Source organism: Escherichia sp. WS1118 (assembly GCF_046487695.1).
Classification (GTDB): domain Bacteria; phylum Pseudomonadota; class Gammaproteobacteria; order Enterobacterales; family Enterobacteriaceae; genus Escherichia; species Escherichia coli.
The window spans coordinates 1-16036 of the sequence record NZ_JBJQIZ010000016.1 but is presented as its reverse complement, the minus strand read 5'-3'; the positions used below and the strand labels follow the sequence as shown (position 1 = coordinate 16036).

General features: G+C 52.2%; 15 protein-coding genes. 6 read left to right on the top strand and 9 right to left on the bottom strand.

Annotated features, from left to right (window positions below; all coding sequences use genetic code 11):
* Positions 1-63 precede the first annotated feature (63 nt).
* From kefC to ACJHYO_RS20860, 7 genes are all read right to left on the bottom strand, one after another.
* A complete protein-coding gene (gene kefC / locus ACJHYO_RS20890; RefSeq protein ID WP_000377124.1) occupies positions 64-1926 on the bottom strand; it encodes a glutathione-regulated potassium-efflux system protein KefC in 1863 nt (620 codons plus the stop codon).
* The gene (kefF, locus tag ACJHYO_RS20885) at positions 1919-2449 is read right to left on the bottom strand and encodes a glutathione-regulated potassium-efflux system oxidoreductase KefF (protein ID WP_000600725.1); all 531 of its coding nucleotides are present in this window, start codon (positions 2447-2449) and stop codon (positions 1919-1921) included. Before kefF ends, kefC begins: the two co-directional genes overlap by 8 nt.
* Positions 2450-2556: 107 nt before the next feature.
* Positions 2557-3888: an MFS transporter gene (locus tag ACJHYO_RS20880; RefSeq protein WP_001183207.1), complete on the bottom strand. Its 1332-nt coding sequence runs from the start codon at positions 3886-3888 to the stop codon at positions 2557-2559.
* Positions 3889-3946: 58 nt separating this feature from the next.
* Entirely contained in the window at positions 3947-4234 is a 288-nt protein-coding gene (fixX, locus tag ACJHYO_RS20875) for a ferredoxin-like protein FixX (RefSeq protein ID WP_000203741.1), read from the bottom strand.
* Entirely contained in the window at positions 4231-5517 is a 1287-nt protein-coding gene (locus tag ACJHYO_RS20870) for an FAD-dependent oxidoreductase (protein WP_001287715.1), read from the bottom strand. Before ACJHYO_RS20870 ends, fixX begins: the two co-directional genes overlap by 4 nt.
* Positions 5518-5539: 22 nt before the next feature.
* On the bottom strand, positions 5540-6481 hold the full coding sequence (locus ACJHYO_RS20865) for an electron transfer flavoprotein subunit alpha/FixB family protein (protein WP_001091509.1): 942 nt from the start codon (positions 6479-6481) through the stop codon (positions 5540-5542).
* 14 nt (positions 6482-6495) lie between these two features.
* Positions 6496-7266 carry an electron transfer flavoprotein FixA gene (locus tag ACJHYO_RS20860; RefSeq protein WP_000692217.1) on the bottom strand — a complete coding sequence of 257 codons (771 nt, stop codon included), beginning with the start codon at positions 7264-7266 and terminating at the stop codon, positions 6496-6498.
* Between the two features lie 472 nt (positions 7267-7738).
* Between ACJHYO_RS20860 and caiT the strand changes: the two genes are divergently transcribed.
* The 6 genes from caiT to caiE all read left to right on the top strand — a co-directional run bounded on the left by caiT (position 7739) and on the right by caiE (position 14887).
* Positions 7739-9253 (top strand): L-carnitine/gamma-butyrobetaine antiporter, encoded by a 1515-nt coding sequence (gene caiT / locus ACJHYO_RS20855; protein WP_000787104.1) that lies wholly within the window; start codon positions 7739-7741, stop codon positions 9251-9253.
* A gap of 30 nt (positions 9254-9283) precedes the next feature.
* A complete protein-coding gene (gene caiA / locus ACJHYO_RS20850) occupies positions 9284-10426 on the top strand; it encodes a crotonobetainyl-CoA dehydrogenase (RefSeq protein ID WP_000347117.1) in 1143 nt (380 codons plus the stop codon).
* A 127-nt stretch (positions 10427-10553) separates the two neighbouring features.
* The gene (gene caiB, locus ACJHYO_RS20845; protein ID WP_000349944.1) at positions 10554-11771 is read left to right on the top strand and encodes an L-carnitine CoA-transferase; all 1218 of its coding nucleotides are present in this window, start codon (positions 10554-10556) and stop codon (positions 11769-11771) included.
* Between the two features lie 72 nt (positions 11772-11843).
* Positions 11844-13397: a crotonobetaine/carnitine-CoA ligase gene (gene caiC / locus ACJHYO_RS20840; protein ID WP_085455676.1), complete on the top strand. Its 1554-nt coding sequence runs from the start codon at positions 11844-11846 to the stop codon at positions 13395-13397.
* A 108-nt stretch (positions 13398-13505) separates the two neighbouring features.
* Positions 13506-14291 (top strand): crotonobetainyl-CoA hydratase, encoded by a 786-nt coding sequence (caiD, locus tag ACJHYO_RS20835; protein ID WP_024211601.1) that lies wholly within the window; start codon positions 13506-13508, stop codon positions 14289-14291.
* A gap of 5 nt (positions 14292-14296) precedes the next feature.
* Positions 14297-14887 carry a carnitine operon protein CaiE gene (gene caiE, locus ACJHYO_RS20830; RefSeq protein WP_000122882.1) on the top strand — a complete coding sequence of 197 codons (591 nt, stop codon included), beginning with the start codon at positions 14297-14299 and terminating at the stop codon, positions 14885-14887.
* Positions 14888-15005: 118 nt separating this feature from the next.
* Here caiE and caiF read toward each other — a convergent pair whose 3' ends face one another.
* Entirely contained in the window at positions 15006-15401 is a 396-nt protein-coding gene (gene caiF, locus ACJHYO_RS20825; RefSeq protein ID WP_000333104.1) for a carnitine metabolism transcriptional regulator CaiF, read from the bottom strand.
* A 289-nt stretch (positions 15402-15690) separates the two neighbouring features.
* Positions 15691-16036, bottom strand: a 346-nt coding sequence (gene tnpA / locus ACJHYO_RS20820; protein ID WP_119121240.1) for an IS200/IS605-like element IS200C family transposase, incomplete at its 5' end; no start/stop codon positions are given.

Here is a 16036-nt window from a genome sequence, read left to right as displayed (position 1 = left end):
GCCGCATTACAATGAAACAAAAACAAACAGTTAGCTGTAAAGCGTGATTTACGTCACTCTTTATTAGGATGAGGGCTTCGTTTCCGGTTCATCCGCCATATTGCCAGTATGTTTCCCTTCTTCGGTTCCCTGCCAGCCATGTCGTTGAATTAATGACAGATGTTCACGGTCTTCGGTAATGATCTCACTTAACATCGCGCTGGTGCGTTTATAGACCGCCGCACGGGCTTTGGTGTCGTTCTCAACCATTGCCATCTCTTCCACCATCTGAATATTAAAGCGGCGGAACACATCGGCGCGTTCTCGCGCTTCATACGGCCCCAGACCTAAACTTTCCAGTGCCAGACGCCCGGTTTTCAGCGCACCTTCGAAGGTTTCACGCTCCGGCTTTTCAACGCCTGCCTGACGCAAACGAATGTAGTGGTCGACATCGCGGGCGCGGGCAATAATCTGCAAATGTGGGAAATGTTCTTTCACCATCTCCGTCAGTTGCAGGTTGGTTTGCGGATCGTCGATGGCGTTAATCAGCACTTCCGCTTTCGCCGCTCCGGCAGATTCCAGTAAATCCATCCGCGTGGCATCGCCATAAAACACTTTCATACCGAATTTACGCAGCGTTTCGATATGGTCCGGGTCGTGATCGAGCACCACCATTTTCACCCCGCTGGAGAGCAGTAAACGTCCGGTTATCTGCCCAAAACGACCGAATCCGGCAATGATTACCCGCGGCTGTTCTTCGTCGATCTCATCGGCTTCACGCGCCTCTTCAGTAGAAGATTGCTCAAGGCGATTGAGGATCACCAGCAGAATCGGCGTTGCCGCCATCGACAGTGCCACCGCCAGGGTCAGCGATTTCGCCCACTCTGGCTCCAGCACATTCGCCATCTGCGCCGCACCAAATACTACAAAGGCAAACTCACTACCCTGCCCTAATAGCACCGCAAACCAGCGACGCTGTTTATTTGGCACCTGCAACGGCCGGGCAATCAGCCACAGCATGGCGATTTTGATGATGAGGAAACCGAGCAGCAAAATGACAATACGCAACGGATTTTCAAGCAGCGTGCCAAAGTCTATCGACATGCCAACGCCGATGAAAAACAGCCCCAGCAGCAAACCTTTAAATGGTTCGATATCGCTTTCCAGCGCATGACGGTATTCCGAGCTTGCCAGCAGTACGCCCGCCAGAAACGCGCCCATCGCCATCGACAAGCCGACCTCTTCCAGCAGCAAACCAAAGCCAAACACGAGGAATAACGCCACGGCACTAAACACTTCCCGCAAGCCAGAGCGGGCAACAAAACGCAGTGCCGGACGCGTGACATAGCGCCCCAGCAATACCACCAGCACCAGCGCGCCCGCCACTTTTAACGCCGAGAGAACAAATGCGCCCATCGTCGTCGAGGCACTGCTCGCTGCCAGTAGCGGGATCATCGCCACCAGCGGGATCGCCGCGATATCCTGGAACAGCAGCACCGCAAAGGCACTGCGGCCCATTTGCGTCACCATCAGATTGCGTTCATTCATCGCCTGCATGGCAATCGCCGTAGAGGAGAGCGCCAGCGTCATGCCGATCAATTCTGCGACCTGCCAGCGCAGCCCAAGTAACATACAAAACAGCCCCAGCAGGCCGCCGCAAATCACCATCTGCAATGCGCCACCGCCGAACACTGCCGCACGCAGCTTCCACAGCCTTTGTGGATCGAGTTCGAGGCCGATAATAAACAGCATCAGCACCACGCCAATCTCTGCAAAGTGCAGAATAGATTCGGCATCGGTCACCAGTCGCAGCCCCCACGGGCCAATAATGCAGCCGGCGATCAGGTAGCCAAGAACCGATCCCAGACCGAGACGTACCGCAATGGGAACAATCAGCGCCGCCGAACCGAGATAAATCAGCGCCTGAATAAGCGTATGGCTATCCATGATGTGCCTCCTGCCATTCCAGCAGACGTTGCTTATAGTGCCGCGCCTGCCCTTCGAGGGTTTCGTCGTCACAAATAAAGGTGCAGTGCATGGCAAACGGTGGCAGCCAGTTCAGCCCGCAGTAGATTGCCGTCGCCTGTAGCGGCTGCGACAGCACATCAAACCCCGGATGCGCACCAATCTCAAAATGGCTTTCCCCGCCGCCGGTCGTCACCGCCCACAGCAAATGTTTGCCGTGCAGCGCCGTGCCGCCGTGACCGTAAGCCCAGCCGTGCGAGAAAACTTTATCGATCCAAAGTTTGAGGAGCGGAGGAATGCTGTACCACTGCATTGGGTGCTGCCAGACGATCAGATCGGCACGAGACAGCGCCTCCTGTTCGGCGGCAATGTCGATATTGAAGTCAGGATAGAGTTGATAAAGAGAGCGAATTTCGACGCCTTCCAGCGTCCTTGCCTGTTCAAGCATCCGTTTATTCGCATGGGAATGATGCGGATATGGATGCGCATAAATTATAAGAATCATAGGTAGCCCGCGTGATTACGCCTTTGTTTTCCCACAAAGTGTAGTCATATATTCACGCAGCTTATAGTCAATAATATTGATTCAGAAAAGAGAGAAATCTGAACAAATTACCCCATTCTCTGCCCGCGGATCGTCATATTGCTGGTCTGCGCCAGTGACATCCCTCGAGTCTCCGGGGCAAACGCTACGGAAATCAACAAGCCAAACAGCGAGATACCCGCCCCCATTAGCATCGTGTTACTGATACCGTAATTATTGATAAAGATCGGCAGTGCCCAGGTCGATACAATAGTGCCAATACGGCTTAAGGACATAATCACGCCCACGGCAGAGGCGCGGATATCCGTCGGGAAGAGTTCATTAGGATAGAGCCACTGCAAATTACCCGGCCCGCCAGAGAAAAAGGCATACACCGCAAAGGCCATCACTACCAGCCAGATCCCCATATCCGGGATCAGCCCCAAAACCGCCAGCGCCAGCGTCATCATGGCAAAGCTGCCAATCAACAATGGACGCCGTCCGGCAGTGTTTAGCCACAGCATCGGCGGAATACAGCCGAGCATAAAGAACAGGCTAATCACCACGTTCCCCAGCGCCGCGTTTTTGCCAACCCCCAATCCTAACAAACCAACGATTTGCGGGCCAAAGGTGTAAATGGCGAACATTGGGATCACCTGGCAGGTCCAGATGGCGGCAACAAACAGAACAAAAGGAAAATGGCGGCGATTAAACAGATCGCGAAAACGGGTTTGCTGCGGCTGCTCTTCCTCGAAAGCCACCGGTTCGCCAAACAGTTTTATCATCATCTCTTCGCACTCTTTTACTCGCCCTTTGCGTAACAACCAGCGGGGAGATTCAGGCAGTTCGAATCGACCAATCAAAATCAATAAACAGGGAATCGCTGCGCTACCCAGCATCCAGCGCCAGCCGCCTTCCACATCATAAAGCCAATAGCCGACCAAATCGGCGCAGGTCGCGCCGACATACCACATCGCGGCGATAAAGCTGATGGAAAACGCCCGCTGACGGGTACTGGAGAACTCGGTGATCATTGAGGTGGCGATGGGATAATCCGCACCGATAACAATGCCGATAAGTACCCGCATCACCAACAGTTCGACGGGGGATGAGACAAACATCGTCGCCACCGATATCACGCCGATGGCGATGATATCAATGAGGAACATTTTGCGCCGTCCGACTTTATCGGAGATATAGCCAAACAGCGATGTGCCAACGAACAGCCCGGCGAGCGTTCCCGCGCCCAGCAAGCCAATCCAGTCAGCGTCCAGTTTCAGCGCCGGAGTCAGTTGCTCCAGCGCCACGCCAATCATTACCAGTACATAACCATCCAGAAACGGACCACCGCTTCCCCACAGCAAAATGCGGCGGTGAATAGAGGAGAATTTAAGATCATCAAAGTTTCTGGACGGTTGCATGGGTTATTCCTGTTTTTTTGCAATGAGAGTCAGTACGGCATTACGTATCAAACCAACATCAGCCGTAACGGAACTCCACACCAAAGGTGCCGCGCGGGTATTCCCACTGTTCCAGCGCCGACCCCAGCCCCAGAATGCGACAGGTGCCGCACTCCAGACATCCGGCGTAATCGAAGCGCACACTGCCGTCATCCTGCTTCTTGTACAGACCTGCGGGGCACGCTTTCACCAGCAGCTCCAGGGCCTGTTTATCAGCATCGGCCTTCACAACGATGTGCGGATGCTCTTCATCGACATTGAATTTATTGACGCCCAGTTTGACGTCCACATTGACGGGAGAAGTCATAAAACGGTCACTCCTTTCATGCCATCCTTGATCAGATTGATGAAGCCCACTTTCTTGCCGTGGCGGAGGATTTTCTTGCGCATCAGTTCCGGCGCACTGCCGTCAATGGTGAACAGGTCACGCGCCACGCCCACCGCCAGTTCCGGGTAGCCGCTAAACATGCGTGGGTTATCAAGGAACGCCGGTAGTTTCTGGTACATGCGCATATCGCGCAGCGGGCCACTCTCAAGATGCTGACGATATTCCGCGAGTTTTTGCTTACTGAAATCGTCGCTTTTCATCGCTGAAAGCACAGTTTTTGCTGCTGCTTCCCCGGCGGCAATCGCCAGATCCATACCGCGAATGGTAAAACCGAGGTTCATACACATTCCGGCAGCATCACCGGCAATCAATACGCCGTCACCAACCAACTCCGGCAGCATGTTGATACCTGCTTCCGGCACTACGTGAGCGGAATATTCCACCAGCTTGCCGCCCGCGATCAGCGGTGCAACGGCCGGATGTTGTTTGAAATCTTCCAGCATTTGCGGCACCGATTTTTTTGCGTCATGCAGATGATGCAAACCACAAACCAGCCCAAGCGACAGGGTATTTTCATTGGTATAAAGGAAGCCACCGCCCATCAGGCCATCGGTGGGTGATCCCGCAAACAGGCAAGCCGCGCCCTGATTACCCTGCAACTGAAAACGGTCTTCGATAACCGACTTCGGTAACTCGATCAGTTCCTTTACGCCAACCGCCACATCCGTCGGTTTAACGCGTTTTGCCATCCCCAGCTTTTCGGCAAGGATGGAATTCACCCCATCAGCAAGGATCACCGTTTTCGCTTCAATCACATCGCCATCGGCTTCTACACCGACGACTTTGCCATCGCGCTGTACGAGGTTATCGACGCGGATCCCGGTAATTAACTGCGCGCCCGCTTCTTCAGCCTGCTCCATCAGCCAGGCATCAAATTTACTGCGCAAAACGGAGTAAGAACGCTGGGATGGCGAGGTTTCGTCGCCATTGCAGTAGTCCATAGTCATCGCTGACTTTTCCGTCATAAACGCGAGTTTTTCATGGGTGATCAGGCGTTCTACGGGGGCGGAGTCAGCGAAACCAGGAATAATGTGTTCCAGACTGTGGGCATAGAGACGCCCGCCGGTGACGTTCTTGGCACCTGCGGAATTGCCTCGCTCGATAACTAACACTTGCGCACCTTCGCGGGCGAGCACTAGTGCGGCAACCGAACCGGCAAGCCCTGCACCGACGATGATGGCGTCAAAGATATCTTCGGACATAAGAGCTCCCTGCCAGAGTGGATCAACGCGCTAAAGCTGCGGTCAGTGCCGGAAGGATCTTCACGGCGTCGCCAACAATGCCGTAATCCGCGAACTGGAAGATCGGCGCATTTTTATCTTTGTTGATGGCGAAAATGGTTTGCGACGCATTAGCGCCAACCATGTGCTGGATCTGCCCGGAGATCCCCACCGCCAGGTACAGTTCAGGTTTCAGCATCAGGTTGGAGATACCGACATAGCGTTCGTGCTCCATCCATTTTTCGTTTTCCGCCACCGGACGAGAACAGGCCAACTCCGCACCTATCGCCTTGCAAAGCTGTTCTGCCAGCGCAATGTTCTCTTTGCTGCCAATACCGCGACCAACGCTGACCACCAGGCGGGCTTTGTCGAGATCGACGCTGTTGCTCTGACGCGCCTGGGTTGCCGTGCGGGTAATCGCCACAGCCGGAGCCTGCCACTCCACGGTGTGCGTTTCGCCAGTGCGTGACGCGTCTGGCTGAGCCACATCGAACGTGCCGCTGCTGATGGTCAGTACCGCATACGGCGTGGCAATGCGTTCTTCGCCAATCGCCAGACCGCCGTAAACCATGTGTTTCACTGTCGCTTTACCGTCCTGCACGCTAACAGCGCTGGCATCGTTAGACACCGCCGCGTTAAGGCGGTAACCCAGTTTCGCCGCCAGTAATTTGCCGCGACGGGTGTTTGGCAACAGCACCAGACCGTCTGCGCCGTGCTGGCGAATAGTGTCAGCCATGACATCGGCGTAATCTTCGATCATCCGATCGTCCGGTTTGCCGCTTAATTTCCAGACATGATTAGCGCCGAGCTGGATTGCCTGTGCGCCGTCGGCATCATTGAGGACGAACGTGTTGATTTGATTAGCTAAAGCCTGCGCACCGTTCATCAGTTCCGGCAGACGAGAAGGGGTATCGCTGAATACCCAGACTTGAGAAAACGTGTTCATAGCATCCCCTGTAATTAAATGACTTTGCGAAGATTTTCAGCAAATGCGGCGATCTGTTCTTCGCCGTCGCCTTCAATCACGATGCGCTGACGCTCGCGCTGTTTCGGCGCGGCAACCTGTTGTTCTGACCAGGCTGCCTCTGCGTTAAAACCGATATCCGCCGCCGACCATACCTGGACTGGCTTTTTCGCCGCGCCGAGAATGGCTTTCATCGAAGGAATTTGTGGGGAGTTGATATCAGTGGAAACAGCAACAACCGCAGGCAGCGGAATGCTTAAGGTTTCTGTTTCATCTTCCAGTTCGCGCTCAACGGTGAGGGTATCTGCAGTCAGGGAGATAATTTTGCTGACGCCGTTAACTGCCGGAATATTAAGGATTTCGCCTACCAGCAAACCAACCTGCTGGGCATAAAGGTCGGAAGAACCATCGCCACAGAGGATCAAATCAAAGCCTGCTTTCTGAGCGGCTGCAGCCAGTACGCTCGCCGTTTGTTGCGGCAGTGCCTGCTCGAACTGGTCATCAATCACCACAATCAGTTCATCCGGACCGCGCGATAGCACATCTTTACGCCCTTTGGCGTTGGTCAGGGCTTTACCGCCCACACTTAAGGCCGTCACCTGCGCCTCTGCTGCCTGTTGCTTTAGCTGGCAAGCCGCTTCAATAGCGTTGAGATCGTATTGGCTTATTTTGGCATCGGCTTTGCTGAAGTCTAACGAACCATCAGCATTATTGACCGCAATATCCTGTTCATCAGGCACGCACTTATAGCAAGTAATAATCTTCATTGCATCTCCAGAAATCATGAAGGAAACGTCGTTCATATCGGTGGTGTTAATTACAGATATCACGCCCTTTAATTTGGAAATAAAACTTTAATCACCAATATTGAAAATGTCACACGCAGATAAATCCAACTTTCAATATTGTTAAGCTCCTCACCAATATTGAAAACATGGCGTAGAAAAAAGAAATTTTCAATATTGTTTTATGGATCACCAATATTGAAAGTCAGATGCTATTTTTTTACTCACAACAGAACATAACAAACTGATTAATAATCAAAATTAACGAAAAAATGCCCTCTATTCACCCGAAACAAAAATGTGATAACAATCACAGAATGCAGCTTATTGAATACCCATTATGAGTTAGCCATTAACGCGTCCACGAGGTTAATAATAATTATATTAAATGTTAACAAAAATAAAACAAACGGGAACGCAAAATAAATGTTCGTTTTCACAGTGGAATTAACTCATGAAGAATGAAAAGAGAAAAACGGGAATAGAACCGAAGGTTTTCTTTCCGCCGTTAATAATCGTCGGCATACTTTGTTGGCTTACAGTCAGAGATCTGGATGCGGCGAATGTCGTTATTAATGCTGTATTCAGTTACGTCACCAATGTATGGGGATGGGCATTTGAATGGTATATGGTGGTGATGCTTTTCGGCTGGTTCTGGCTGGTGTTTGGCCCGTATGCCAAAAAGCGTTTAGGTAACGAACCACCAGAATTTAGTACCGCCAGTTGGATCTTTATGATGTTCGCCTCCTGTACGTCTGCTGCCGTACTGTTCTGGGGATCGATTGAGATCTACTACTACATCTCCACCCCGCCGTTTGGCTTAGAACCGAACTCAACAGGCGCGAAAGAGTTGGGGCTGGCTTACAGCTTGTTCCACTGGGGACCTCTGCCGTGGGCCACTTACAGCTTCCTTTCAGTCGCCTTCGCTTACTTCTTCTTTGTCCGCAAAATGGAAGTGATTCGCCCCAGCTCCACCCTGGTGCCGCTGGTAGGTGAAAAACACGCCAAAGGGTTGTTCGGCACTATCGTCGACAACTTCTATCTCGTCGCCTTGATCTTCGCGATGGGTACCAGTCTGGGCCTTGCCACGCCGCTGGTGACCGAGTGTATGCAATGGTTGTTTGGCATTCCGCATACCCTGCAACTGGACGCTATCATCATTACCTGCTGGATTATCCTCAACGCCATTTGCGTCGCTTGCGGTCTGCAAAAAGGGGTACGTATCGCCAGTGACGTGCGTAGTTACCTGAGCTTCCTGATGCTGGGTTGGGTGTTCATCGTCAGCGGTGCCAGCTTCATCATGAACTACTTCACCGATTCGGTGGGGATGTTGCTGATGTATCTGCCGCGCATGTTGTTCTATACCGATCCCATCGCTAAAGGCGGCTTCCCGCAGGGCTGGACCGTGTTCTACTGGGCATGGTGGGTGATTTACGCTATCCAGATGAGTATCTTCCTCGCCCGAATCTCCCGTGGTCGTACCGTGCGTGAACTGTGCTTCGGCATGGTGCTGGGGCTGACAGCGTCAACATGGATCCTGTGGACTGTACTCGGTAGTAACACTCTGCTGTTGATAGATAAAAACATCATCAACATTCCAAATCTGATCGAACAGTACGGTGTGGCGCGCGCCATCATCGAAACCTGGGCCGCTCTGCCACTCAGCACCGCCACCATGTGGGGCTTCTTCATCCTCTGCTTTATTGCCACCGTTACGCTGGTTAACGCCTGCTCTTATACCCTGGCGATGTCCACTTGCCGCGAAGTGCGTGACGGCGAAGAACCCCCGCTGCTGGTGCGCATTGGTTGGTCAGTTCTGGTTGGCATTATCGGTATTGTTCTGCTGGCGCTCGGCGGCCTGAAACCGATTCAAACCGCCATTATCGCCGGAGGATGCCCGCTGTTCTTCGTCAACATCATGGTGACGCTCTCCTTTATTAAAGACGCGAAACAGAACTGGAAAGATTAATTAACCCCCAAAATATCAAGAGGTTGAAAGATGGATTTTAATTTAAATGATGAGCAGGAACTGTTTGTCGCCGGTATCCGCGAACTGATGGCCAGCGAAAACTGGGAAGCCTATTTTGCCGAGTGCGACCGTGACAGCGTCTACCCGGAACGTTTTGTCAAAGCCCTGGCGGATATGGGTATCGACAGTCTGCTGATCCCTGAAGAGCACGGTGGTCTGGACGCGGGGTTTGTTACTCTCGCCGCCGTGTGGATGGAACTGGGTCGTCTGGGAGCGCCAACTTACGTGCTGTATCAGTTACCGGGCGGGTTTAACACCTTCCTGCGTGAAGGTACGCAAGAGCAGATCGACAAGATCATGGCTTTCCGCGGCACCGGTAAGCAGATGTGGAACTCAGCGATTACCGAACCGGGCGCAGGCTCCGACGTGGGTAGCCTGAAAACGACTTATACCCGTAGAAATGGTAAGATTTATCTTAATGGTAGTAAGTGTTTTATTACCAGTAGCGCCTACACCCCGTACATCGTGGTGATGGCACGCGACGGGGCTTCTCCGGACAAACCTGTCTACACCGAATGGTTTGTTGATATGAGCAAACCGGGCATCAAAGTGACCAAACTTGAAAAGCTCGGTCTGCGTATGGATAGCTGCTGTGAAATCACTTTTGACGACGTGGAACTGGACGAGAAAGACATGTTCGGTCGGGAAGGTAACGGCTTTAACCGCGTCAAAGAAGAGTTCGACCATGAACGTTTCCTGGTAGCCCTGACCAACTACGGTACGGCGATGTGCGCCTTTGAAGATGCGGCGCGCTACGCCAACCAGCGCGTGCAGTTTGGCGAGGCTATTGGTCGTTTCCAGTTGATTCAGGAAAAATTCGCCCACATGGCGATCAAATTAAACTCCATGAAAAACATGCTGTATGAAGCAGCGTGGAAAGCAGACAACGGCACCATCACCTCTGGCGATGCAGCGATGTGCAAATACTTCTGCGCCAATGCGGCATTTGAAGTGGTGGATAGCGCAATGCAGGTGCTGGGCGGTGTCGGGATTGCGGGCAACCACCGCATCAGCCGCTTCTGGCGTGACCTGCGTGTAGACCGCGTTTCCGGAGGATCTGACGAAATGCAGATCCTGACGCTGGGTCGCGCGGTGCTGAAGCAATACCGTTAAGTCCGTGCGCTGCCTGATGCGACGCTGACGCGTCTTATCAGGCCTACGGGAGCACGAAGATGGCCGGATAAGGCGTTTACGCCGCATCCGGCAGTCATGCGCTACATAAATTTTTCAGGAGCTAATAATGGATCATCTACCCATGCCGAAATTCGGGCCGCTGGCCGGATTACGCGTTGTCTTCTCCGGTATCGAAATCGCCGGGCCGTTCGCCGGACAAATGTTCGCAGAATGGGGGGCGGAAGTTATCTGGATCGAGAACGTCGCCTGGGCCGACACCATTCGCGTACAACCGAACTACCCGCAGCTCTCCCGCCGCAATTTGCATGCGCTGTCGTTAAATATTTTCAAAGATGAAGGGCGCGAAGCGTTTCTGAAATTAATGGAAACCACCGATATCTTCATCGAAGCCAGTAAAGGTCCGGCCTTTGCCCGTCGTGGCATTACCGATGAAGTCCTGTGGCAGCACAACCCAAAACTGGTTATCGCTCACCTTTCCGGTTTTGGTCAGTATGGCACCGAGGAGTACACCAATCTTCCGGCCTATAACACTATCGCCCAGGCCTTCAGTGGTTACCTGATTCAGAACGGTGATGTTGACCAGCCAATGCCTGCCTTCCCGTATACCGCCGATTACTTTTCTGGCCTGACCGCCACCACGGCGGCGCTTGCAGCACTGCATAAAGTGCGTGAAACCGGCAAAGGCGAAAGCATCGACATCGCCATGTATGAAGTGATGCTGCGTATGGGCCAGTACTTCATGATGGATTACTTCAACGGCGGCGAAATGTGCCCGCGCATGACCAAAGGTAAAGATCCCTACTACGCCGGTTGCGGTCTGTATAAATGCGCCGACGGCTACATCGTGATGGAACTGGTGGGCATTACTCAAATTGCAGAGTGCTTTAAAGATATTGGCCTCGCACACCTGCTCGGTACGCCGGAAATCCCGGAAGGCACTCAGCTTATCCACCGTATCGAATGCCCTTACGGCCCACTGGTAGAAGAGAAACTCGATGCCTGGCTGGCGGCACGTACCATCGCAGAAGTTAAAGAACGCTTTGCCGAACTGAATATCGCCTGTGCCAAAGTACTGACCGTGCCGGAACTGGAAAGCAATCCACAGTATGTGGCTCGCGAATCAATCACTCAGTGGCAAACGATGGATGGTCGCACCTGCAAAGGGCCGAATATCATGCCGAAATTCAAAAATAACCCCGGACAAATCTGGCGCGGAATGCCCTCACATGGCATGGACACGGCTGCCATTTTGAAAAATATCGGCTACAGCGAAAACGACATTCAGGAGTTGGTCAGCAAAGGTCTGGCCAAAGTTGAGGACTAAACGCGTGGCGTCAGTCAGCTTGCCTGACTAGCGCCCGCTCAATAACAAACGAACAAAATGGATAGAGGTGCAATGGATATCATTGGCGGACAACATCTACGTCAAATGTGGGACGATCTGGCGGACGTTTACGGTCATAAAACGGCGCTGATTTGTGAATCCAGCAGCGGAGTCGTTAACCGGTATAGTTATCTTGAGTTAAATCAGGAGATTAACCGCACGGCAAACCTGTTTTATGTGCTGGGGATTCGCAAAGGCGACAAGGTTGCTCTACATCTCGACAACTGCCCGGAATTTATCTTTTGCTGGTTCGGGTTGGCAAAAATTGGCGCGATTATGGTGCCGATTAACGCCCGCCTGTTGCGCGAAGAAAGCACGTGGATCCTGCAAAATAGCCAGGCGTGCCTGCTGGTGACCAGTGCGCAATTTTATCCTATGTATCAACAGATTCAGCAGGAAGATGCCTCTGAGTTGCGGCACATTTGCCTGACAGATATGGCACTTCCCGCTGATGATGGCGTGAGTTCGTTTACTCAACTGAAAAATCAACAACCTGCCACCTTGTGCTATGCACCGCCGCTATCGACTGACGATACGGCGGAAATTCTCTTCACCTCCGGCACCACCTCCCGACCGAAAGGGGTGGTGATAACTCATTACAACCTGCGCTTCGCTGGATATTACTCCGCCTGGCAGTGTGCACTGCGTGACGATGACGTCTACCTGACGGTAATGCCTGCGTTTCATATCGATTGCCAGTGTACTGCGGCGATGGCGGCGTTTTCTGCCGGGGCCACCTTTGTGCTGGTCGAGAAATACAGCGCCCGCGCCTTCTGGGGACAGGTGCAGAAGTACCGCGCCACCATTACCGAATGTATTCCGATGATGATTCGTACGTTGATGGTGCAGCCGCCTTCAGCGAACGATCAGCAACACCGCCTGCGGGAAGTGATGTTTTATCTCAACCTGTCGGAGCAGGAAAAAGACGCGTTTTGTGAACGCTTCAGCGTTCGCTTGCTGACGTCTTATGGGATGACGGAAACCATTGTGGGCATTATCGGCGATCGCCCTGGCGATAAACGGCGCTGGCCGTCGATTGGTCGGGCGGGCTTTTGCTACGAAGCGGAGATCCGCGACGATCACAATCGTCCCCTCCCGGCTGGTGAGCTCGGTGAAATCTGTATTAAAGGCGTACCAGGGAAAACCATCTTCAAAGAGTATTTTCTCAACCCGAAAGCCACTGCGAAAGTGCTGGAAGCCGATGGCTGGCTACATACCGGCGATACCGGATACCGCGACGAAGAGGGCTTTTTTTATTTCGTCGATCGCCGCTGCAATATGATCAAACGCGGTGGCGAGAATGTCTCCTGCGTGGAGCTCGAAAATATCATCGCCACCCATCCAAAAATTCAGGATATCGTGGTTGTGGGTATTAAAGATTCGATTCGCGATGAAGCCATCAAAGCATTTGTGGTGCTGAATGAAGGTGAAACATTGAGCGAAGAGGAATTCTTCTGCTTCTGTGAACAGAATATGGCGAAATTTAAAGTGCCCTCTTATCTGGAGATCAGAAAAGATCTGCCACGTAATTGCTCGGGGAAAATAATTAGAAAGAATCTGAAATAAATGAAACGGCAGGGAACTACCCTGTCAGCTAATAATCACGCTCTAAAACAATATGCATTTTTTGCAGGGATGTTGTCGTCCCTGAAAAAGCAAAAATGGAGAAAAGGAATGAGTGAATCATTACATCTGACCCGCAATGGATCAATTCTGGAAATTACCCTTGATCGTCCAAAAGCGAATGCTATTGATGCAAAAACCAGCTTTGAAATGGGCGAAGTATTTCTAAATTTCCGTGACGATCCGCAATTACGTATCGCCATTATTACCGGTGCCGGAGAGAAATTCTTTTCCGCGGGCTGGGATTTAAAAGCGGCAGCAGAAGGCGAAGCACCGGATGCTGACTTTGGCCCGGGAGGTTTTGCGGGATTAACCGAAATTTTCAATCTCGACAAACCGGTCATCGCCGCTGTGAACGGCTATGCCTTTGGCGGCGGCTTTGAACTGGCGCTGGCGGCAGATTTTATTGTTTGTGCCGATAACGCCAGCTTCGCCCTACCGGAAGCCAAACTGGGCATCGTTCCTGACAGCGGCGGCGTGCTGCGTCTGCCGAAGATCCTGCCGCCTGCCATCGTCAATGAAATGGTGATGACCGGCAGACGAATGGGCGCAGAAGAGGCGCTGCGTTGGGGGGTAGTCAACCGCGTGGTTAGCCAGGCGGAACTGATGGATAACGCCCGCGAACTGGCGCAGCAGCTGGTTAACAGCGCTCCGCTGGCGATTGCGGCGCTGAAAGAGATCTACCGCACCACCAGTGAAATGCCGGTAGAAGAAGCGTATCGCTATATTCGCAGCGGCGTGTTGAAACACTATCCATCGGTTCTGCATTCGGAGGATGCCATTGAAGGGCCGCTGGCGTTTGCCGAGAAGCGCGATCCAGTGTGGAAAGGACGTTAACAACCGTGAGCTATTACGCCTTTGAGGGGTTAATTCCGGTTGTTCACCCGACGGCGTTTGTCCATCCCAGTGCAGTATTGATTGGCGATGTGATTGTGGGAGCCGGTGTCTACATCGGCCCACTCGCCTCACTGCGTGGTGACTACGGGCGGTTGATCGTGCAAGCGGGAGCCAATATTCAGGATGGCTGCATTATGCATGGCTACTGCGACACTGACACCATCGTTGGGGAAAACGGTCATATCGGGCACGGAGCGATCCTGCATGGTTGTGTAATTGGTCGCGATGCACTGGTCGGTATGAACAGCGTGATTATGGATGGCGCGGTCATTGGCGAAGAGAGCATTGTTGCCGCTATGAGCTTTGTCAAAGCGGGCTTTCGCGGCGAGAAACGCCAGTTGTTGATGGGTACGCCAGCCCGCGCTGTACGCAGTGTGAGTGACGACGAGTTACACTGGAAACGGTTGAATACCAAAGAGTATCAGGATCTTGTCGGGCGCTGTCATGCATCGTTACATGAAACGCAGCCACTGAGGCAAATGGAGGAAAATCGCCCCCGTTTGCAGGGGACGACGGATGTGACGCCGAAACGGTGATCTTTCCGGATGCGGCGTAAACGCCTTATCCGACCTGGCTGGAAAGCAACCGTAGGCCGGATAAGATGCGCCAGCATCGCATCCAGCGACCAGGTCGCACGGTATCAACGAAATGACATTAACGACGCATACTCTTTGACAACATCATCTGCCACTTCTGCTCGCGGTTAAGTTCCGTGAGCGGAACGGCAGGAATACGCGGCGTCTTTCTTACGCCGACTAATTTATCCCGGCTGTTATTGCGCAGGCGCGCGTAAATTTGCTCATCGATATCAACCACTTTTACCAGTCGCTGGCACTGGCATCCCCGCCCTTCCAGCTTATTAGGGATCATCTTAACTTCGCAGCTTATTTCTGTGACTTCCGACAGAATATAAGTCAGGGTATTAACCGCCTTGCTGTGTTCAATATCGAAATGAATAGAGATCTCTCTTGCTATCACCCACCGGTTTTCAGCCATCATCCATTCGGCGATTAACAAATAGAGTGGTTTTTCAACACATCCTTCACACATACGAACTCCAGTTTCACAAATTAAAAGACTGGCTATGACTCGTTTTGCAGCAATTAAACAAGGCCATATTAAAATTGTGGATATATCGATAGTATGCAACTTCACCGTCGATAAGTGTGAGCTAAATCCTGCTTATGTCATCAAAAATATCGATTCCCCAAAAGATTTACTTAATGGGCAAATAAATATCCTCCGGCATAGCCGGAGGTTTTTCAAATGCGCCTATAAGGCTCTCTTACCAGCCGCGCCCTAACAGGCGCACACGATCTGACATTTGCATCCAACTTCGTTACTTACGGCCCGTAAACGGGCTGCCCGGATAGGGAATCGATAACTGCTCTCCCATTTTATCCTCTTCAAGCTGGTGCTTTATGTAATCCTGTATCTTCGCCGTGTTCTTACCCACCGTATCGACGTAATACCCTCTGCACCAGAACTCCCTGTTCCTGTATTTGAATTTCAAATCACCAAACTGCTCGTAAGGCATCAGACTGCTTTTCCCTTTCAGATATCCCATAAAGCCTGATACGCTCATTTTGGGCGGGATCTCCACAAGCATATGGATATGATCTGCACAGCATTCAGCTTCCAGAATCCGTACACTTTTCCACTCACACAGCTTTCTCAAAATACAG